At 59.5% G+C, this 18,804-nt stretch carries 15 protein-coding genes and 1 pseudogene; 1 reads left to right on the top strand and 15 read right to left on the bottom strand.

What is annotated here, in order from left to right:
* Positions 1 to 29: 29 nt before the first annotated feature.
* From PSH76_RS01235 to PSH76_RS01225, 3 genes are read right to left on the bottom strand one after another with little or no spacing between them, the layout of a single operon-like run.
* Positions 30 to 3,095: an efflux RND transporter permease subunit gene (locus PSH76_RS01235; RefSeq protein ID WP_305493487.1), complete on the bottom strand. Its 3,066-nt coding sequence runs from the start codon at positions 3,093 to 3,095 to the stop codon at positions 30 to 32.
* Positions 3,092 to 4,162 carry an efflux RND transporter periplasmic adaptor subunit gene (locus PSH76_RS01230; RefSeq protein WP_305493486.1) on the bottom strand — a complete coding sequence of 357 codons (1,071 nt, stop codon included), beginning with the start codon at positions 4,160 to 4,162 and terminating at the stop codon, positions 3,092 to 3,094. The genes PSH76_RS01235 and PSH76_RS01230 overlap by 4 nt, the downstream gene beginning before the upstream one ends.
* The gene (locus tag PSH76_RS01225; RefSeq protein WP_305493485.1) at positions 4,159 to 5,241 is read right to left on the bottom strand and encodes an efflux RND transporter periplasmic adaptor subunit; all 1,083 of its coding nucleotides are present in this window, start codon (positions 5,239 to 5,241) and stop codon (positions 4,159 to 4,161) included. Before PSH76_RS01225 ends, PSH76_RS01230 begins: the two co-directional genes overlap by 4 nt.
* 121 nt (positions 5,242 to 5,362) lie before the next feature.
* On the opposite strand from PSH76_RS01225, the gene PSH76_RS01220 reads away from it, so the two are divergent.
* Positions 5,363 to 6,526: an AAA family ATPase gene (locus PSH76_RS01220; protein ID WP_056782593.1), complete on the top strand. Its 1,164-nt coding sequence runs from the start codon at positions 5,363 to 5,365 to the stop codon at positions 6,524 to 6,526.
* Between the two features lie 112 nt (positions 6,527 to 6,638).
* Here the strand turns inward: PSH76_RS01220 and PSH76_RS01215 are convergent, their stop codons facing one another.
* From PSH76_RS01215 to PSH76_RS01160, 12 genes and pseudogenes are all read right to left on the bottom strand, one after another.
* On the bottom strand, positions 6,639 to 7,487 hold the full coding sequence (locus PSH76_RS01215) for a transporter substrate-binding domain-containing protein (RefSeq protein WP_032894154.1): 849 nt from the start codon (positions 7,485 to 7,487) through the stop codon (positions 6,639 to 6,641).
* Positions 7,484 to 8,260 carry an amino acid ABC transporter ATP-binding protein gene (locus PSH76_RS01210; RefSeq protein WP_305493484.1) on the bottom strand — a complete coding sequence of 259 codons (777 nt, stop codon included), beginning with the start codon at positions 8,258 to 8,260 and terminating at the stop codon, positions 7,484 to 7,486. Before PSH76_RS01210 ends, PSH76_RS01215 begins: the two co-directional genes overlap by 4 nt.
* A pseudogene (locus PSH76_RS01205) lies at positions 8,257 to 8,897 on the bottom strand (amino acid ABC transporter permease). The gene PSH76_RS01210 and the pseudogene PSH76_RS01205 overlap by 4 nt, the downstream one beginning before the upstream one ends.
* Positions 8,878 to 9,543 (bottom strand): amino acid ABC transporter permease, encoded by a 666-nt coding sequence (locus tag PSH76_RS01200; protein WP_032894158.1) that lies wholly within the window; start codon positions 9,541 to 9,543, stop codon positions 8,878 to 8,880. The pseudogene PSH76_RS01205 and the gene PSH76_RS01200 overlap by 20 nt, the downstream one beginning before the upstream one ends.
* A 342-nt stretch (positions 9,544 to 9,885) precedes the next feature.
* Positions 9,886 to 10,668: a MetQ/NlpA family ABC transporter substrate-binding protein gene (locus tag PSH76_RS01195; RefSeq protein WP_047712318.1), complete on the bottom strand. Its 783-nt coding sequence runs from the start codon at positions 10,666 to 10,668 to the stop codon at positions 9,886 to 9,888.
* Positions 10,669 to 10,774: 106 nt separating this feature from the next.
* A complete protein-coding gene (locus PSH76_RS01190; protein WP_305493483.1) occupies positions 10,775 to 11,701 on the bottom strand; it encodes a sigma 54-interacting transcriptional regulator in 927 nt (308 codons plus the stop codon).
* Positions 11,702 to 11,749: 48 nt separating this feature from the next.
* Entirely contained in the window at positions 11,750 to 12,331 is a 582-nt protein-coding gene (locus tag PSH76_RS01185) for an alpha/beta hydrolase (protein WP_305493482.1), read from the bottom strand.
* A gap of 242 nt (positions 12,332 to 12,573) precedes the next feature.
* Positions 12,574 to 15,498, bottom strand: a complete 2,925-nt coding sequence (locus PSH76_RS01180) for a dermonecrotic toxin domain-containing protein (RefSeq protein WP_305493481.1) — start codon at positions 15,496 to 15,498, stop codon at positions 12,574 to 12,576.
* A 184-nt stretch (positions 15,499 to 15,682) separates the two neighbouring features.
* Positions 15,683 to 16,084, bottom strand: a complete 402-nt coding sequence (locus PSH76_RS01175) for a biopolymer transporter ExbD (RefSeq protein ID WP_305493480.1) — start codon at positions 16,082 to 16,084, stop codon at positions 15,683 to 15,685.
* Positions 16,085 to 16,807, bottom strand: coding sequence for a MotA/TolQ/ExbB proton channel family protein (locus tag PSH76_RS01170; protein ID WP_098952578.1), 723 nt, complete (start codon positions 16,805 to 16,807; stop codon positions 16,085 to 16,087). It lies immediately after the preceding gene.
* Positions 16,808 to 16,832: 25 nt separating this feature from the next.
* On the bottom strand, positions 16,833 to 17,636 hold the full coding sequence (locus tag PSH76_RS01165; protein ID WP_305493479.1) for an energy transducer TonB: 804 nt from the start codon (positions 17,634 to 17,636) through the stop codon (positions 16,833 to 16,835).
* Positions 17,637 to 17,869: 233 nt separating this feature from the next.
* Positions 17,870 to 18,721 (bottom strand): LysR family transcriptional regulator, encoded by an 852-nt coding sequence (locus PSH76_RS01160; RefSeq protein ID WP_032897659.1) that lies wholly within the window; start codon positions 18,719 to 18,721, stop codon positions 17,870 to 17,872.
* Between the last annotated feature and the right edge of the window lie 83 nt (positions 18,722 to 18,804).

Raw genomic sequence — 18,804 nt, 5'->3', positions numbered from 1 at the left:
TTTTCGCGAGCAAGCTCGCTCCTACAGAATTAATCCTGTTGTGGCTGATGCTCCTGTTTCGGCTCGCGGATCTTGTACCAGGCCACATACAGCGCCGGCAGAAACAGCAACGTCAGCAACGTCGCAATGATGATCCCGCCAATCATCGCGTAGGCCATCGGCCCCCAGAACACTTCCCGCGCAATCGGGATCATGCCCAGGCTCGCAGCGGCGGCGGTCAGCAGGATCGGCCGGCGCCGGTGCTCGGTGGCTTCCACCACCGCATCCCACGGCGTGTAGCCGGCCTCTTCGTACTCGTGGATCTGTGTGACCAGAATCACCGAGTTGCGGATGATGATGCCGATCAACGCCAGGATCCCCAGGATCGCCACAAAGCCCATGGGTGTGCCCGTGGGGATCAACGCCAGTACCACGCCGATCAGCCCCAGCGGTGCGACGCTGGCCACCAAGAACATCTTCTGCACGCTGTGCAACTGGATCATCAGGAAGGTGGCCATCAGGAACAGCATCAACGGCACCACCTTGGCTATAGGCCCCTGGGCCTTGCCGCTTTCTTCGACGGTACCGCCGGTGGCGACTTTGTAGCCCACCGGCAAGCCTTCGCTGAATTTCTCGATGGTCGGTGCCAACTGCTTGACCAGGTCGGTCGGTTGCATCTCATCGCGCACGGCGGCCTTGATGGTGATGGTCGGCTTGCGGTCGCGGCGCCACACCAGCGGCTGCTCCAGCTCGTAACGCACGGTGGCGAACGCCAGCAGTGGAATCGAGGTGCCGTTGGGCGTGACGATCTGCAGGTTCTGCAAGGTTTCCGGGGTGCCCCGCTCGGCATCTTCGGCGCGGCCGACCACATTGATCAGGTAGATATCGTCGTGCACCTGGGTCACCGCCGCGCCGCTGACCACGCTGTTCATCAACTGCGCCACGTCTTCCGACGACAGCCCCAGTTGCCGCGCCTTGTCCTGGGCGATGTCCACCCGCAGCACTTTGCCCGGCTCGTTCCAGTCGTAGATGATCTCGCCCAGGTGGGTGTTCTGATCCAGCAAGGTCGCCAGCTCGATGGCGTGCTTGCGCACCTGGTCGATGTCTTTGCCAGACACACGGTACTGGATTGGCCGCCCTACCGGCGGGCCCATTTCCAGCGGCTGCACGTAGCTGCCGATACCGACAAAATCGTCACGCAGGCGCTGTTGCAGGCGCGCGATCAGGGCGCCACGCTCTTCCAGGCCCTTGCTCACAATCACCAATTGCGCGTAGTAAGGGTTTTCCAACTGCTGGTCCAGCGGCAGGTAGAAACGAATGGCGCCCTGGCCGATGTAGGTGCTCCAACGGGCGATGTCCGGGTCGTCCTTGATGATCGCTTCGAGGCGGTCGACGGCCTTGCGCGTCTCGTTGATCGAGGCGTTTTGCGGCAGGTTCAGGTCGACGAGAATTTCCGGGCGGTCCGACGATGGGAAGAACTGGTTCTGCACAAATTGCATGGAGAACACCGAAGCCACGAACAGCGCCACAGTGATGCCAATCGCCCACCAGCGGTTGCGCATGGCCCACAGCATGCCGCCATTGAAGGCACGGCCAATGCGCCCCGGCTCGGCGTTGTGCGGTTTCACATTGGCGCTGAGGATATGCACGCCGATCACCGGCGCAAACAGCACCGCCACCACCCACGACACCAGCATCGCCACGGCAATCACCGCGAACAGGGTAAAGGTGTACTCGCCCGCCGAACTGGCGTTGAGACCAATCGGCACGAAGCCGGCCACGGTCACCAGCGTGCCGGTGAGCATCGGAAACGCCGTGGAGGTATAGGCGTAAGTCGCCGCCTGCTCCTTGGTTTCGCCTTTTTCCAGGCGCGTGATCATCATCTCCACCGTGATCATCGCGTCATCCACCAGCAGGCCGAGGGCGATGATCAACGCGCCCAGCGACACACGTTGCATGGTGATGCCGCTGTATTCCATGAACACGAATACCAGCGCCAGCACCAACGGGATCGAGCACGCCACCACCAACCCGGCGCGCATGCCGAGGCTGATAAAGCTCACCACCAGCACGATGATCACCGCCTCGAACAATGCGCTGGTGAAGCCGCCGACGGCCTCCTCCACCACTTCGGCCTGGTCGGACACCTTGTGCACGCCGACGCCCACCGGCAGGTCGGCGGTCAGCTCGTCCATGCGCCCGTGCAGGGCCTTGCCGAACGACTGGATATTGCCGCCTTTCTGCATGGCGATGGCCAAGCCAATCGCCGGTTTGCCGTTGAAGCGGAACATCGGCCGCGCCGGGTCCACATAGCCACGGCTGATGTCGGCGATGTCCGCCAGCCGATAGAAACGGTCATTGAAGCGCAGGTTGACGTTGGCCAGGTCTTTCTCCGAGGCGAACTGCCCGGAGGTGCGCACGGAGATGCGTTCGGGTCCTGCCTCGATCACCCCGGCGGGGGTCACGGCGTTTTGCGATTGCAGGCTTTGCACGACCTGGCGCTGATCAATGCCCAGGGCCGCGAGTTTGCGCGTGGAGAAATTCAGGTAAATCACTTCGTCTTGCTGGCCGATCATCTCGACCTTGCCCAACCCCGGTACCGAACGGATCTCGGCGCGCACCTGCTCCACGTAGTCACGCAGTTGGCGCATCGACAGGCCATCGCCGGTAAAGGCGTACACCGAGCCGAACACGTCACCGAATTCATCGTTGAACGACGGCCCCTGCAAGCCCTGGGGGAAGGTGCCGCGAATGTCATCGATCTTCTTGCGGACCTGGTACCAGATCTCCGGAATGGCCTTGGCACTGGTGGTGTCCTTGAGGAACACGAACACCGTGGACTCGCCAGGCCGGGTGTAGCTTTTCACGTAGTCGAGGGAGTCGAGCTCTTCGAGTTTCTTCTCGATGCGGTCGGTGACCTGCTTGAGGGTTTCTTCCTGGGTCGCGCCCGGCCAGCGGGTCTGGATCACCATGGTCTTGATGGTGAACGAGGGGTCCTCTTCACGGCCCAGGTTCATGTACGAGAACACGCCCATCAGCAGCGCGACGAACATCAGGTACCAGACGAAGGACTGATGCTTGAGGGCCCAGTCGGATAAGTTGAAGCTCCCTTTCATCGCGGGCTGTCCTCGTCGATTTTGACTTTTTGACCGGGTTTCAGGCTGTTCACGCCAGCAGTGACAATGCGCTCGCCGGGTTTGACGCTGCCATTGAGCAAGGCGCTTTGAGCATCACGGCTGATGACCGTGACCTCACGCGGTTGCACGGTCTGGCTCTGGGTGTCGAGCAGCCAGATGCGGGTCTTGCCGTCGACTTCCTGCAAGGCGCTCAGGGGCAGTTCGATACGCGGGGCGATGGCGGTGCTCAAAGTCACGCTGATTGCCGTGCCCAGGCGGAACGCCGGCGGGGTTTCGGCCAGGCTCAGGCGTGCGCGACGGGTGCGCGTGGCGCTTTGGGCCTGAGGCTCGATCTCACGCACCACGGCAGTGGTGTGCACGCTGGGGTCCAGTTGACCAGCGACCAGGAACACCACATCGGCAGGCAAGCGTTCAGCCAGGCCGGCGGGCAGGTCGATCACCGCTTCCTTGATGTCCGGACGGGCCAGGGTCACTACCTGCTGGCCGGCGCTGACCACCTGGCCGGCTTCGGCATTCCAGGCGGTGACGATACCGGCATGGTCGGTACGCAGTTCGGCGTAGTTGAGCTGATCCTTGGCCTGGTTGACCGAAGCACGGGCCTGGTCGAGGGTCGCCTGGGTGGTTTTCAGGTCGGTCTGGGCCACATCCAATTGAGCCTGGGCACCCACACCACGGTTGAACAGTTCCTGTTGCCGCCGAGCGTTGGCCTGGGCGTTGATGAACTGCGCCTGTACGCGCGCCAGGTCGCCCTGGGCAGCGCGCAATTGGTTCTGCTGGTCGGTGGGGTCAAGCACGGCGAGCAAGGCACCCTTCTCCACTTCGGCACCGACATCCACGGCGCGACGGGCGATGCGGCCCGGCACACGGAAACCCAGGTTGCTTTCATAGCGGGCCTGGATGGTGCCGGCGAAACGACCGAGGTTTTCCTGGTCTTCGGCCTTCACTTCCATGGACAGCACCGGGCGTATGGGTTCGGGCGGCGCCTCTTCCTTGGAGCAGGCCATTAGCAACAGGCTGGCGGCGACAATGAGCGTCAATTGCTTCATGGCTGCGCTCCGGGTTGGGCGATCTCGACGACCATGCCGGGGTGCAGCAATTGCCCACCGGCTATCACGATTTTTTCACCGCCTTTGAGGCCCTCGCCGATGATCACTTTGCCGGTGAGGTAGCGTGCCACGGTGACCTTGTGCAACTGCGCCTTGCCTTCGCCGTCCACCAGCCACACGGCTGGCTCGTTGAGGTCTTTGGTCAGCGCTGACCAAGGCAGCTCGATGCTCGACTTGGCCGGGCCATTGGCGGTGGCGCTGACCACCGACCCCAGTTCCATGCCCTTGGGCAGGCTTTGCAGGGCGATCTTCACTTGGACGGTGCCGGTATTGGCGGCCACGGCGGGCGTGACTTCGCGGACTTTGCCCACGGCCTTGATGCTCGGGTTGTCCAGCAGGCTCACCGTAATCGGCGCGTCGGGCGGCGGCTCCACCAGCAGGGACTCATACACATTGAACACGGCGTCACGCTCGCCATCGCGGGCCAGGCTGAAGATTGGCACGGTGGCCTGTACCACTTGGCCGACTTCGGCCTGGCGCGCGGTGATGATGCCCGGGGCATCGGCAATCAGCGAGGTGTAGCCCAATTGTTCGCGGGCATTGGCCAACTGCGCCTGGGCAGCGGCCAGGGCACTTTGGCTGCTGCGCAGTGCAGCCTGGGCGGCGTCATATTCGCTGCGGCTGGTATAGCCTTTGGGCAAGAGTTTTTCCTGGCGCACAAAGGCGGCGGCGGTCTGCTTGACGCGCGCCTGTTCGGCCACGACCTGGGCCTGGGCCGAATCGACGTTGGTCTGCAAATCCTTGGGGTCAAGCTTGGCCAGGACTTGCCTGGCCGTGACGCGGTCGCCTACGTCGACCATGCGCTGGATGATCTTGCCGCCCACGCGAAAGGACAGATCGGTTTGCACCCGCGCCTGGATATCACCGGTCAGCGTCACCGCCGCGGCGAAATCCGCCGACTGCACGGTTTGCACGAACACCCGTGAATGCTGCTTGGGCTCGGCCTTGTCTTGGCCACAGCCACTGAGCAGCGCCAGGAGGCCAAGGCTGAAAATAAATGTCGAAGTGCGACCGCCCATGCAGGCTCCTTTTGCGTGATGCCGACGTGCAAGTGTGTATGCGACTGTGAGCTTAGATCAGGGTTCCTTATCTGCATGGAGGATCCCATACTCCAATGGTTCCCATGCTGACTAAATACATATGCTTAAAACCCTCGCGGTGGCCAATTACCGCTCGATCAACAAATTGGTGGTGCCCCTGGACCGGCTGAACCTGGTGACCGGGCCCAATGGCAGCGGCAAGTCCAACCTGTATCGCGCCCTGCGCTTGCTGGCCGAAACCGCCCAGGGCGGGGTGATCAATGCGTTGGCCCGTGAAGGCGGGCTGGATTCGACCTTCTGGGCCGGGCCGGAGAACATCAGCCGGCGCATGCGCAATGGCGAAGTACCGGTGGAGGCCGTGGTCGCCCAAGGCGTCAAACGCTTGCGCCTGGGCTTTGCCGGGGAGGACTTCAGCTACGCCATCTCCCTGGGCATGCCCATCCCGGTTCCCGGCAGCGAGTTCAAACTGGACCCGGAAATTAAAAAGGAATGTATCTGGGCCGGCCCCCTCTACCGCCCGGCCAGCCTGTTGGTGCAGCGTTCGGGCCCGATGGTACGCGCCCGTGATGGCCGCGCCTGGGACGTACTGGCCCAGCACACGCCCAACTATCACAGCCTGTTCGATCAGGTCGGCAGCCTGCGCGGTTCGCCGGAAGTATTGCTGCTGCGCGAAAGCATCCGTGGCTGGCGCTTTTATGATCACTTTCGCAGCGATGTGGATGCGCCGGTACGCCAGCCGCAATTAGGCACGCGCACGCCGGTGCTGCATCACGACGGTCGGGATTTGGCGGCCGCGTTACAGACGATTCGCGAAGTGGGCGACGTCGAGGCGTTGCAGCACGCGGTCAGTGATGCCTTCCCCGGCGCACGGTTGCATATCGAACCGTTGCAGGGCGGACGCTTTGCCATCGAGTTCTATCAGGAAGGCTTGCTGCGCCCGTTGTCGGCGGCGGAACTGTCGGACGGCACCCTGCGCTACCTGCTGCTGATCGCCGCGCTGCTGACGCCCCGGCCGCCGACCATGATGGTGCTGAACGAGCCTGAGACCAGCCTGCACCCGGACTTGTTGCCGGCACTGGCGCGCTTGATTATCCAGGCCTCGAAGCAGTGCCAGGTGTGGGTGGTGAGCCATGCCAGCCGGTTGATTGCGGCGTTGCAGCAGGATGAGGGGTGTAATTCGATTGTGTTGGAGAAGGTGATGGGGGAAACGCGGATTGTGGGGCAAGGGATGCTGGATGCGCCGGCCTGGCATTGGCCGGAGTAGGAGCGAGCTTGCTCGCGAAAAACGTCAACGATAACGCAGCGCTATCTGGTAGCCCGCGTTGCCTGTGCGTTCTTCGCGAGCAAGCTCGCTCCTACAAGGACGGGGTGATCAATCAGCCCTGCCACTTACCGCCTTCAACAATCACACTCTCGGGCTTGGTGTCGTCGCTCAGCTCTTTACGCACATATTGGTCATAAAGCTTGAGCAGAAACTTCTCCTCCCCCAACTTCGCCAACTCCGCATTCACCCAGTCACGCAGCTCGGTATTGCCCTTCTTCACCGCCGGGGCAATCGGCGCTTCATCCCCCAGCTTCTCTTCCAGCACGCGGTAGCCAGGGTTCTGCTTGGCCCAGCTGAACAACACCAAATTATCCTGCGCATACGCATCCCCACGGCCAGCCGACAGCGCCTGCAGCGACTCGGAGTTCTTCTCGAACTTGAGCAGCTTCCAGTCCGGGTGGTTCTTGGTCAGCCAGATATCCGCCGTGGTGCCGGTGGTGACGATGGTCGTGCGGGTTGCCAGGTCGTCCAGGCTTTTCACCGCACTGTCATTCGACACCAGGGCCTGCACCGCGACTTTCAGGTTGGGGTTGGTGAAGTCCACCGCTTCCTTGCGTTCAGGCGTCACGGTCATGTTGGCGAGGATCAGGTCCACCTTGTCGCTTTGCAGGAAGGGGATGCGGCTGGCCGGTTCCACGGCGACAAATTCCACCTTGTTTTCGTCGCCCAGCAGGTCCTTGGCGAATTGCCGGCCAATGTCGGTATCGAAGCCGACATAACGACCGGCTTCGTCCACAAAACCGAACGGCGGCTTGTCGGTAAACACGCCGACGATCAGCTTGTCCCGCGCTTTGATTTTGTCGATGTAGCTCACAGCCGCAGGTTTTACCGGCTCTTCGGCCTTTTTATCGCAGCCGGCCAGCAAGGCGACGGCAAACAGTGGCAGCAGTAACTTTTTCATATCAGCTCCAGTTCCTTGATCTTTTTGGGCAGTGTTGAAACAAAGGAGAACTTCTCCAGGAACTGCTGCGCGCGTGCGGTTTGCGGGTTCGTAAAGAATGCCTCGGGGGTGTTGTGTTCGAGGATGCGACCGGCCTCCATGAACACCACGCGGTCGGCGACGGCGCGGGCGAAGGCCATTTCGTGGGTAACGATCAGCAGGGTCATGCCATCGCGGGCCAGGCCCTGGATCACTTCCAGCACTTCCTTGACCATCTCCGGGTCGAGGGCCGCGGTGACTTCGTCAAACAGCATGACCTGGGGGTTCATGCACAACGAACGGACGATGGCGATGCGTTGTTGCTGGCCGCCGGAAAGCTGGCGTGGGAAAGCGTCGCGCTTGTCGGCCAGGCCCACACGCTCCAGAAGTTTTTGCGCTTGCTCACGGGCCTCACGGGGGTCGCGCTTTTGCACTTTCAGCGGGCCGAGCAGGATGTTGTCGAGCACGCTCATGTGCGGGAACAGATGGTAGCTCTGGAACACCATGCCGATGTCCTGGCGTACCTGGCGCCAGTCGGTGGTTTTATCCAACAGCTCAAGGCCTGCAAACCGCAGACTGCCGCTGTGTGCCACTTCCAACCCGTTTAAACAACGCAGCAAGGTGCTTTTGCCACAACCGCTGGGGCCGAGGATCACCACTACCTCGCCGCTTTGCACGATCAGGTCGATGCCCTTGAGCACCTGCGTCTCGCCGAAGAATTTGTTGAAACCCTGAAACTCGATCAATGCGCTCATGCTTGGGCCCAGCGCCGTTCCAGCACCTTGGAGGCGGCTGACAACGGGTAGCAGATAAAGAAGAAAAACAGGAACAGCGCGCCATAGATCAATACCGACTCGTAGGTGCGCTCGATGATTTGCTGGCCGACCTTGATCACATCCACCACGCCGATCAGCACCGCCAGGGAGCTGGTCTTGATGATGCGCGTGTACACGTTGATGGTCGGCGGCGTCATGCGCTTGAGGGCCTGGGGCAGCAGTACATAGCCGTACAACTGCGGGCCGGACAGGCCAATCGACAAGCCTGCTTCGCGCTGCCCACGGGGCAGCGAATGCAGCGCGCCACGCACCACTTCGCCCACCTCGCTGGCGCCCCATAACGACAGCACCAGCACCGCGCACCAGAAACTCGGGATGCTCAGGCCGAAGAAAATCGGCAGGCCAAAAAACAACAGGTACAACCACACCAGCACCGGAATGGCGCGGAACAGTTCCAGGTAAACCCGCAGCACGCCGTTGAGCGCCTTGTTATTCAAGGTGCGCAGCACGCCGTACTGAAGGCGATGCTCAAAAACGAAATCGACAGGGTTTGCGCAGCGCCCTTGCCCAGTTGCGGCAACGACACCCAGAGCAACTCAAGACCCGAACTGGCCATGCTGGAGCCTCCTTTCCAGGCGGCTGAGCAACAGCGACAACGGCAGGAACAACAGCACGCAAATCAGCGTCAGCACGGCGAGCATTTCGTAGGTCTTGTAGTAGAGAGCGATGTAGCTCTTGGTGGTGTAGAGAATCTCCGGCACCGCCACCGCCGACACCACGGTGGTTTCCTTGAGCAGGAAAATGAAATTGGCGAACAACGCCGGCAGGCTGAGGATGCCGGCCTGAGGCAGAATCACATGGCGCAGCAGTTGCCAATCGGACAGGCCAATGGACTTGCCCGACTCGATCTGCGCCAGCGGCACCGCTTCCACACCGGCGCGCAGCACCTCGGTGAGGTAGGCGCCGCCCAGAAAGGTCATGGTGATAATCGCCGCCCAGAACCCGGAAATATTGAAACCCAGGGCCGGCAGCGCGAAGTAGACGAAGAACAGTTGGATCAACAGCGGCGTGTTACGCGCCAGTTCCACATACAGCGACACCAGGCGCGACAGGTACGGCGTGCGAAACACCAGCAGCGCAGCGTTGATCAGCGCCACCAGCAAGGACGTGGCAATGGCGATCAGGCCGACTTGCAGCGTCACACCCACAGCCTTGAGAAACGCCGGCAGGGTGCTGAGGATAAAAGCGAAATCGAAGGTCATGTGCAGTCCATATCGCCGCATGGGTAATGCCGCGAGCGCAGTCCGTGCCGACGTGGATAACGTCAGCTAGCGCGAACTTTAAAGGTATAAAAATCAAATTTTAAATACCAAAATAGCATATTGATATCACTCAAAAACCTAACCTCTGTGGAAGCTGGCTTGCCTTCGATCGTTCCCACGCTCTGCGTGGGAATGCAGCCCAGGACGCTCTGCGTCTGCTCTAAAGTCGTGACGCAGAGCGTCACAGGAGACGTTCCCACGCGGAGCGTGGGAACGAGCAAAAAAACGCCGACGCTGTAGTAGCCGTCGGCGTTGAAACCTTGAAGAGGGTTTTGGCTTACATCAGAACGCTGGCACCACCGCGCCGTTGTACTTCTTATCGATGAAAGCTTTGACTTCCGGGCTGGTCAGGGCCTTGGCCAACTTCTGGATAGCATCGCTGTCCTTGTTGTCCGGGCGGGCTACCAGGAAGTTTACGTACGGCGACTTGGCGTCTTCGATGATCAACGCGTCCTTGGCCGGGTTCAGGCCAGCTTCCAGGGCGTAGTTGGTGTTGATCAGGTCGAGGTCAACCTGGTCCAGCACCCGTGGCAACAGGGCCGACTCCAGCTCTTTGAACTTCAGGTTCTTCGGGTTGCTGGCGATGTCTTTCGGCGTAGCCAAGGCGTTGGTCGGGTCTTTAAGGGTGATCACACCGGCCTTTTGCAGCAGCAACAAGGCGCGGCCACTGTTGGAGCCTTCGTTCGGAATCGCCACGGTGGCGCCGTCTTTCAGATCTTCGATTTTCTTGATCTTTTTCGAGTAGCCGCCGAAGGGCTCAACGTGCACGCCCACCACGGTGATCAGGTTGGTGCCCTTGCCCTTGTTGAAGTTTTCCAGGTACGGCAGGGTCTGGAAATAGTTGGCGTCCAGACGTTTCTCAGCGACTTGCACGTTCGGCTGTACGTAGTCAGTAAAGACTTTGATCTGCAGGTCCACACCTTCCTTGGCCAGCGTCGGCTTGATCAGCTCGAGAATTTCGGCGTGCGGGATCGGCGTAGCGGCCACCACCAGTTTCTCATTGGCCTGGGCGAAGCCGGCAGTCAGGGCAGCCGCCAGAGCGGTAAACAACAGAACCTTTTTCATGCAATGTCCTTCTAACGACCGTTTTTATGTGAGGTGCCAGCGAAGTGCTATCGCGGCGTGGGAAGGACAATACCTAGATTTTTTATTCCCGAACAATATCTTTTATTCACGTTGATATTCCATTTTGCTCATACAGGAATTTACGCACCGATTCCTGCTCGGCTGGGCTGGCGCTGGCAAAAATTCGTCGTACTTGCTCCAGCGGTGAACCCGCCACCGGCAAGTTCAAATGCTCGGGCAAGATTTCATCGCCGCTGCTCACCAGCAAGGCAAAGTGAATGACGTTTTCCAATTCGCGGGTATTGCCCGGCCAGGTGTGTTGTTCCAGCACCTGCTGGGCGGCGTCGCTGATCAGTGGCACCGGGAGGTCCAGGCGCTGGCTGTAGATGCCGAGGAAATATTCCGCCAGGGACAAGATATCCCCCACCCGCTCGCGCAACGCCGGCAGGTCCAGCCGGCCTTCGCTCAAGTAATGAAACAGACGCTCGTGAAACTTACCGACGGCCACGGCTTGGGCCAGGTCGATGCTGGTGGCGGCCACCAGGCGCACATCCACCGGGCTCGGCTGATGGGCACCGACACGGGTGACTTCATGGTTTTCCAGGGCCGCGAGCAATTTCACCTGGATCGGCAGCGGCAAGTCGCCAATCTCATCCAGGTACAAGGTGCCGCCATTGGCCGAGCCGAACCAGCCCGCCCGGCTGCTCGCCGCGCCACTGTGGCTACCCGCGGCATAGCCGAACAACTCGGCATCGGCATAGGTGGGGCTGATGGCGCCACAGTTGACCGAGACAAACAGGCCAGTGCGGTCACTGCCACGATGGATGTGCCGCGCCAGCAATTCTTTACCGCTGCCGGTTTCACCGCGAATCAAGACGGGTAAAGCGCGCGGCGCCAGGCTTTCCAACTCTTCACGCAGTTGGCGTGAGCGTGGGTCGACGAACACCAGCGCCTTGGCGCGGATGCTCAACGGGCTTTTTTCGGCATCGGGAAAGGTCAGCAGCGGCTGGCCGAAGGTTTCATGCAGACTCATGGCAGGCTCCCGCCCCAATCCACTCAGGGACGGGGCGTTGAAAAAATATTAGGCGCTGCGCCGGGCGTGATGCTCGAGGCGATGTTGCAGGCGGTAGAGGTAAGCGAAACCTTGCTCCCACCGCCGGTGGCCGGACTTCACATTGATATGCCCGGCACCCGAGAGGATGCCGGCTTCGGCACCCCACTGGCGCGCCAGTTCCAGAGCCCTGTGGGCGCTCACGGCACTGTCGTTGTCGGAGCTGACCACCTGGCTGGGGAATGGCAACAAATCGATGGGAATCGGTGCGAAGTTACGCAGGGCGGGCGCACATGCAGGGCGCGCGACATCCGCAGGGGCTACCAGCAATGCGCCGCGCACCTGCCGCAAGACCTGCACGGGAGCGGTAGCGGCCCAGTGGGCCACGGTGATGCAACCCAGGCTGTGGGCGATCAGGATGACCGGCGTACTATCGGCAGCGATGGCCTCAGCCAGCGCGGCGACCCAGTCCTCACGACGGGGCGTCAGCCAATCGGCTTGCTCCACCCGCGCGCTGTTGGGCAAGCTGTTCTGCCAATGGGTTTGCCAATGATCTTCTGGCGATCCTTGCCAGCCCGGCACGATCAGATAACGAATCGACTCGCTGTGCATGGGTGTGCCCTCCTGCAGCGTTTAACGTTGCTGACCAGTATAGGGGCCGCTCAACAACCAAATAAGGAATAAAAAGGAATTTATTAATAACCATATGGAATTTATATTTTCCGAAATCTGTCAATGCTCAACCATCGCCCCCTCTTCGACACCAAGGTGCCAGGGGCGATAGCGGCAGCGCAGAACTGTCAGCAGGTGGATTCACGCAAGCCACTGCTAGTGGCTCGCCACGCTTTGCCGACTCAACGCGAATGATGCATGGAGTGCTCTGCGCCGATGGTGACGCCAAATTTATTACTCATTGGCATATAAAAATCGTGAACTTTCATATAGTTTTTTGCATAATCCTCAGGTAATAAAAGACGCGCATTCATGAGTTCTGTAAGCTCATTAATGATCGGAAAAATCCCATATTCTTCTTGCTCCAATACATCACCAAACATTCTCGGCCCGGCGACCTCGAATATCTTCGTTTCATACGCCTTATAAGCCTGCTGTTCTGCGGCGGTCGCCCCCTCCTTAAGGAAAGGTCGATGATTGGCAAACCAAGATTCGTTGGCTTTATACCGCTGATATGACTCTTCTAAAATCTTATCAAATAACGGATTGCCCGGATGACTTGCGAAGTTGCTGGTATTAAACCCTTCAAAGTCTGTGGCTGCATAAGTCACTGGCGAGTTCAACAGAATATCATTGGGCGTGGCTTTCAGCGTGACCTCTCCCACGTTAAATTCCAATGTATCGTCCGTATCCAGGTAAATGCCACCGTATTTCTTCATCAAGGCCACGCGCATCACGTCCGATGACGCAGATAAATTCTGCCCTTGCCCTGAACGAAAATACTGATACATCTCCCCATACTTTCCAGCATTCAATTCCTGAAAGGCTTCATCCTCCTTCAAGTTATGCACTTCAAGCCCACCGACTTTATGATCCAGCGCCGCCTTTATGCTCTGGAACGCCTCTGCATCATTGGCATCCACATGAACGATTGACTTGTAGCCAGGACTTTTTCTGGAGTTCTCGATAATATTTTCGAGCAAGTGCTCTGGCATTTCATTACCGGCCCAGAAGTAGTGGATCACCTTGGGCACTTCTGTCGCGCCGGACGGTAGCGAAGGCGGCCGCGGTATCTTGAAGGTCTTGTTTATCATTGAGGCCGGGGAGTTTTTGCTGCCTGCCAGCGCTTTGGCCTTTGAACCAACTTGCCAGTTTCCTCGACCGTCACGCCAATAAAACAGGTCATTGACTTGACCATTTTCTCTAAGCCCGCGCCAAAGGCCTGCCTGTATGTCATACGTGACTTTCGTGCCGTATTGGCCCACAAAAACCATGTAGTCTTTAGAGAACATTTGATGGACACCGTCCATGGGAAGCGTGAGTTCATCAAGGATCGCCGGTGTCGAAACGGGACTCAGCGGGTACCCAATATGCCCGTTCACATGTCGTGGCGGGTTGAAGAACGGGCGGCCTTGTTCATTCACTTGAGCGGGCGCCTGGGCGGCGGCATCTACCTCTGTTGCCAGGCCACCGCCGGCCATCCGCCCGGTCACTTTCGCAAGCGGCGCCGCTGCGTGTGTGGCCAACGGCGGTACCGCGTTCAACACCCCAAAAACGATACGGTCAGAGGCTGTCGCTTTACCTTTGACGGCATCGTCAATGCCGATACCTGCCTGGGTGGCGCCGACAGCCAGGAAGAAAACATCCAGCGCTATCGCTACCTCCGGCATCACCAATGCCAGCGGCGTCATGAACATGGCGACCTTCGTGGCTTCTTCAACAAGCTGCAGGGCTTTGTTCTTGTTGTAGTCACCGTCACTGACAATCGCATTTTGCGCATCCGAATACGACCGCGCCTTTTGTCGAACCTTGATGGCCTCAAAAGGATCGTTGCTTATCGGCTCAACCGAAACGTAGCGCTCCGGCACCCAGCCATTGAGCGTGCCAAGGATAGACCTCCCGGCCGCCTGATGATCAGACCAGGTGCCCATCCCTACCAAGGTTTGACGTACACCGTCTGAAAAAATCCTTTCGGCCTGGTCCTCCAGCGAAAAGTGCGACAACAAGGATTCGCGCTTTGCCGGATCACTGGCTTGCTTAGCCAGCCAATTGCTTATTTGTTGCGGGTTATCAAAACGATGTATTGGCGAGGAGTTGCCTGGGATGTAAAGCAATGTCAGCTGGGTTTTCCGGTCGGTCACGCACATCAGGTCGGTCGACTCAAACCCATTGATGCTCAGCAAGCCGATGTCCAGGTCCGGGTCCTTCACGGCAGCCTCTTTAAAGTCCTGGACCGTCAGCTCGGACCAATCCTTTTGCGCCACAGGCCCCAACGCACGGTGGGCGAGTGCGGTCTCGGCAGGGCCAAGGGTCCCTTCCAGGCGTTGCAGATTGATGGCTTTGACAAAGGAGATTTTACTCAATGCCGCATAAGAGTCGGTGTGCTTGTCCCAAAACCCATCAAGGGTTTTCTTATACATGTTGGTCCGGTCTGTATCCCAGACTAATGACTTGAAGCCATCTACCGGTATGGACACGCGAGTGTCGGCATTATACGGCGCATCGCCCGGCGCACTCGGTTCCCGATAAATACCTTGGCGACTATTTGCTTCCTGCACCCAGCCGTCGATCTTGTTGTACACATACACCACTGGCGAAAAGTATTTGCCAATTTTTACAAACCAGTTTTCATTATCTTCAATCGTTACATCTTGCCTGTTTTTCAATGCCGCTTGTGTCAGGGTGATTTTTTCCACTACTTCCTTTTCATCTTCACTGTCACTTTTAAATGTCACCAAATAGGTCTTATCAGGGTCAACATCCACGCCCCATTGCTGCTTTATCTTTTCAGTTAAAATGCTGGAAATTTCTTTTTCTGGCGTTACAAAGTCGGAGGAATGCTTGCTGATATAAGTTTCCAAATCCGCATTTTTCTTCAATACCGAACTGACGCCGCCTGGCACAGGCATTGCTTGAGCACCCTGCAATACACTATTCTTCCTCTGATAATCAGCTAGCGAGGGCAAGATACAGGCCGATGGATGTTTGAGACCCGGCGCTCGATAGTTTGAAGATGCCATTACGGGAGGCTTTTCTTCAGGTTTTTCAACCTCTACAGGCGGATTAACGAACGTGCTCACCACTTGAACAGGAAACCGTATAGACATGTATTACTCCATTAATTAAATCACTCCATGCGCCGACCAGCATAAGCATGCTCCCGAAAATTGCACGCTCGCAAACATGTAAATTCTTTACCTATGCAACATCTGTAAATACGTAGCCCTTAAATAAAAAAAGGCCGCACCCTGCCAAGGAAAGCGGCCCAAAAACTGTCGAATTCTTTTGAAACTAACGCGCGGTGATCACCGACAACTTGGTAATCCCTGCGCGCTCGATCGAGGCCATGGCGCGCGCCACTTCGCCATAATTCACCCCGTCGTCAGCCTGCAGTTGCACCCGCACATCGGGGTCCTTGGCCTTGGCCGCCTGCAGGTTGAATTCCAGCAGGTCCGGCTCGATGGCGTCCTTGTTGATAAACACTTTGCCTGCGCCGTCGATGCTCACCACCAGCGGGTCTTTCTGCTCAACCGGCGCCACGGCCTGGGTCTTGGGCAGGTTGATCGGGATGGAGTTGGTCAACAGTGGCGCGGTGACGATAAACACCACCAGCAACACCAGCATCACGTCCACCAGCGGCGTGACGTTGATCTCGCTCAGCACCTCATCATTGTCTTGCGTGGAGAAGGCCATTCAGGACGCCTCCTTTACTTTCTGCGGGCTGCCGGCGCTGGCCTTGGCCAACGTCGGGTGCAGCAGCACGCGGAACGCGTTTTTCTGCGCCAGGCTGTAGAAGTCGTGGGCAAAGTCATCCAGGTCTGCCGCCGTCAGCTTCAGGCGACGCAGGAAGTAGTTGTAGACCAGCACCGCAGGCACCGCGACGGCGATCCCCACGCCGGTCGCGACCAACGCCGCCCCGATCGGGCCTGCCACGGTTTCCAGGCTGGCGGACCCGGCGGCGCTGATCCCCTTCAGCGCCTCCATAATGCCCCACACGGTGCCGAACAGGCCGATAAACGGCGAGGTGCTGCCGATGCTGGCGACTACGGCCAGGCCGGTTTCCAGAGAGCGACGCTCACGCACGATCTGCTGGCGCAGGGCGCGTTCGAGGCGGTCTTGATGGTTGATTGCCTGGCTCAAGTCCGCAACATGGGTGGCGTCTCCCACCTGGATCGCCGCGTAACCGGCCTGGGCCACACGCGCAGCGGCGCCGGGCTGGGTTTCGGCAAGTTCTGCGGCGGCATCGAGGCTCGATGCCGCCCAGAACTGTTTGTGAAACTTGCGATCCTGAGCCTTGAGGCGACCAAACTGCACGCCCTTGAGCAAGGCCAGGCCCCAGGTCGCGACTGAAAAGGCCACCAGCAGCCAGATCACCGCGCTTTCGATGGATTCAAGTGGAGATGCCAATGCCATGATGTTTTCCCTCTGCGCCGCTGAATAATTAATGAATCTTGAAATCGATGGGCACGCTCACCCAGCCGTTCTGGGCCACATCGCCCTGCTTGGCCGGCACGAAACTCCAGCGTTTCACCGCCGCCAATGCCGCGTCATCCAACTGCTGGCGACCGCTGCTTTTTTGCACCTGGATCTCCCCCGGCTTACCGCTGGCCAGCACCTGCACCCGCAGCAACACCGTGCCTTCCCAACCGCGACGCTGAGCCAGTGACGGGTACTCCGGCGCCGGGTTCTTCAGGTACGCGGCGTTGGCCGACGCGGGTGTCACCGGCGCGGGCGCCACGGGAACTGGCGCAGCGGCGGGTGCTGGCGTCGGTGGTGTTGGCACTGGCGGCGGCTCGACCGCTTTGGCTACAGGCTTGGGCGCAGGTTTAGGCGCGGGCTTGGGTTTTGGCACCGGTTTGGGTGGCGCCGGCTTGGCGGCCAACTCATCCACCACCGGCGGTGGTGGTGGCTCGACCACGGGCGGCGGTGCTGGCGGTGGCGGCTCAACCACCGGCGGCGCCGGCTGGGAAAACTCGATGGTCATCGGCGGAATTTCCGGTGGCACAATCGGCAGCACTGGGGTGGGCTTCTGGCTCACCCAATAGATCACCGCGCCATGCAAGGCCAACACCAGCAGCCCCAGCAGGATGCCTTCACGGCGGCTGGAGAAACGCTTCGGAGTCTTTTGCAGACGCAATTGCCCCAACGGCGCGCGATGCGGTCGGCCAAGGTCGACCAACTCACCACTCGGTGCCTGGCGCCACTGCGCCTCGGGTGCACTGGCGGCGGTCTGGACATTGCCCATTGATTCACTCCCTGCGGTTCTGAAAACCGACGGGCCCGTATGCGGGGCCGTCTAGGGCTGAATCATCGGGGCCAGACACTTATCTCTTAAAGTAATCTTTAAAGTTATACATAGATCAAAATTGAATAATGAGAACGACCACCCGGCGCCAGCCCGCGTCCGTCGTGGCCTGGCGCCCAGCGGCTATTTTTCGATGCTTTCAAGGCATGCAAAATATTCGGCAAAGGTATCGGTCAGTGCGGGTTTCCCGCGCATAACGCGAGCAATTCACTCAGCAATGTCTGCCCTGCGGCACCGAGGCCACTGCGGCCGTACAAGGCCAGTCGCACGCCGTGTACCGGCGGCAAGCCACTTTCCGGGCCGAGTATGCGATGGCCCGGTTGCAACACCCGCTCAGGCAATAAACTGATGCCCAAGCCTGCCGCCACCGCCGAACACACACTGGCCAGGCTGGCGCTGCAATAGCCAATGCGCCAACGCCAACCGGCTCGTTCCAGATGGTGGAGCATGTCGTTGCGATACAGGCCGCCTACCGGAAAGGCCACCAGCGGCAGCGGGTCACGACCCAGCGCCGGCGTGCTGAGGCTGTCGACCCAATACAAGGGCTCGGGCCACGACGCTACGCAGTCGTCGCTGTCGCCCATCTGCTTGACCAGCAACACGTCAAACTCACCGCCCCGATACTGACGCTGCAATTCGGGGCCCAGCCCGCTGGTGACTTCCAGTCGAACCCGTGGATAAGCCACGACGAACGCCGAGAGCAAAGGCATCAGGCGCTCGGCAGCAAAGTCCTCCGGCACGCCAAGGCGCAATACGCCGTCGCTTTGCTGGTTGATCAGCACATCGGCGGCTTCTTCATGCAGGGCCAGAATGCGCCGCGCATAGGCGAGCAGACGTTCACCCTCAGTGGTGGGCACCACACGGCGCTGGTCGCGATCGAGTAACTGGCACGTCACGGCGTCTTCCAGGCGGCGGATCTGCTGGCTGACGGTAGACTGGGTCAAATGCAGGCGCTCGGCGGCGCGGGTGAAATTGCCGCAGTCCACCACGGCGACAAAGCTGCGCAACAACACAGGATCGAACATACTCATCACCATTGCGTTTGCCACTGGTTGGCATGGTTATATTTAATTTCAGCATACCTTGGCGCCTCGCCATACTCATCCCT

Source organism: Pseudomonas sp. FP215 (genome assembly GCF_030687795.1).
GTDB lineage: Bacteria > Pseudomonadota > Gammaproteobacteria > Pseudomonadales > Pseudomonadaceae > Aquipseudomonas > Aquipseudomonas salmasensis.
This window is presented reverse-complemented; position numbering and strand designations above follow the sequence as displayed.

Excerpts from the sequence above, each read along its gene's own strand:
- PSH76_RS01190 (WP_305493483.1), bottom strand. The coding sequence starts at position 11,701 with ATGAGTCTGCATGAAACCTTCGGCCAGCCGCTGCTGACCTTTCCCGAT.
- PSH76_RS01230 (WP_305493486.1), bottom strand. The coding sequence starts at position 4,162 with ATGAAGCAATTGACGCTCATTGTCGCCGCCAGCCTGTTGCTAATGGCC.
- PSH76_RS01160 (WP_032897659.1), bottom strand. The coding sequence starts at position 18,721 with ATGTTCGATCCTGTGTTGTTGCGCAGCTTTGTCGCCGTGGTGGACTGC.
- PSH76_RS01225 (WP_305493485.1), bottom strand. The coding sequence starts at position 5,241 with ATGGGCGGTCGCACTTCGACATTTATTTTCAGCCTTGGCCTCCTGGCG.
- PSH76_RS01235 (WP_305493487.1), bottom strand. The coding sequence starts at position 3,095 with ATGAAAGGGAGCTTCAACTTATCCGACTGGGCCCTCAAGCATCAGTCC.
- PSH76_RS01200 (WP_032894158.1), bottom strand. The coding sequence starts at position 9,543 with ATGACCTTCGATTTCGCTTTTATCCTCAGCACCCTGCCGGCGTTTCTC.
- PSH76_RS01215 (WP_032894154.1), bottom strand. The coding sequence starts at position 7,487 with ATGAAAAAGTTACTGCTGCCACTGTTTGCCGTCGCCTTGCTGGCCGGC.
- PSH76_RS01195 (WP_047712318.1), bottom strand. The coding sequence starts at position 10,668 with ATGAAAAAGGTTCTGTTGTTTACCGCTCTGGCGGCTGCCCTGACTGCC.
- PSH76_RS01220 (WP_056782593.1), top strand. The coding sequence starts at position 5,363 with ATGCTTAAAACCCTCGCGGTGGCCAATTACCGCTCGATCAACAAATTG.
- PSH76_RS01185 (WP_305493482.1), bottom strand. The coding sequence starts at position 12,331 with ATGCACAGCGAGTCGATTCGTTATCTGATCGTGCCGGGCTGGCAAGGA.
- PSH76_RS01180 (WP_305493481.1), bottom strand. The coding sequence starts at position 15,498 with ATGTCTATACGGTTTCCTGTTCAAGTGGTGAGCACGTTCGTTAATCCG.
- PSH76_RS01165 (WP_305493479.1), bottom strand. The coding sequence starts at position 17,636 with ATGGGCAATGTCCAGACCGCCGCCAGTGCACCCGAGGCGCAGTGGCGC.
- PSH76_RS01210 (WP_305493484.1), bottom strand. The coding sequence starts at position 8,260 with ATGAGCGCATTGATCGAGTTTCAGGGTTTCAACAAATTCTTCGGCGAG.
- PSH76_RS01175 (WP_305493480.1), bottom strand. The coding sequence starts at position 16,084 with ATGGCCTTCTCCACGCAAGACAATGATGAGGTGCTGAGCGAGATCAAC.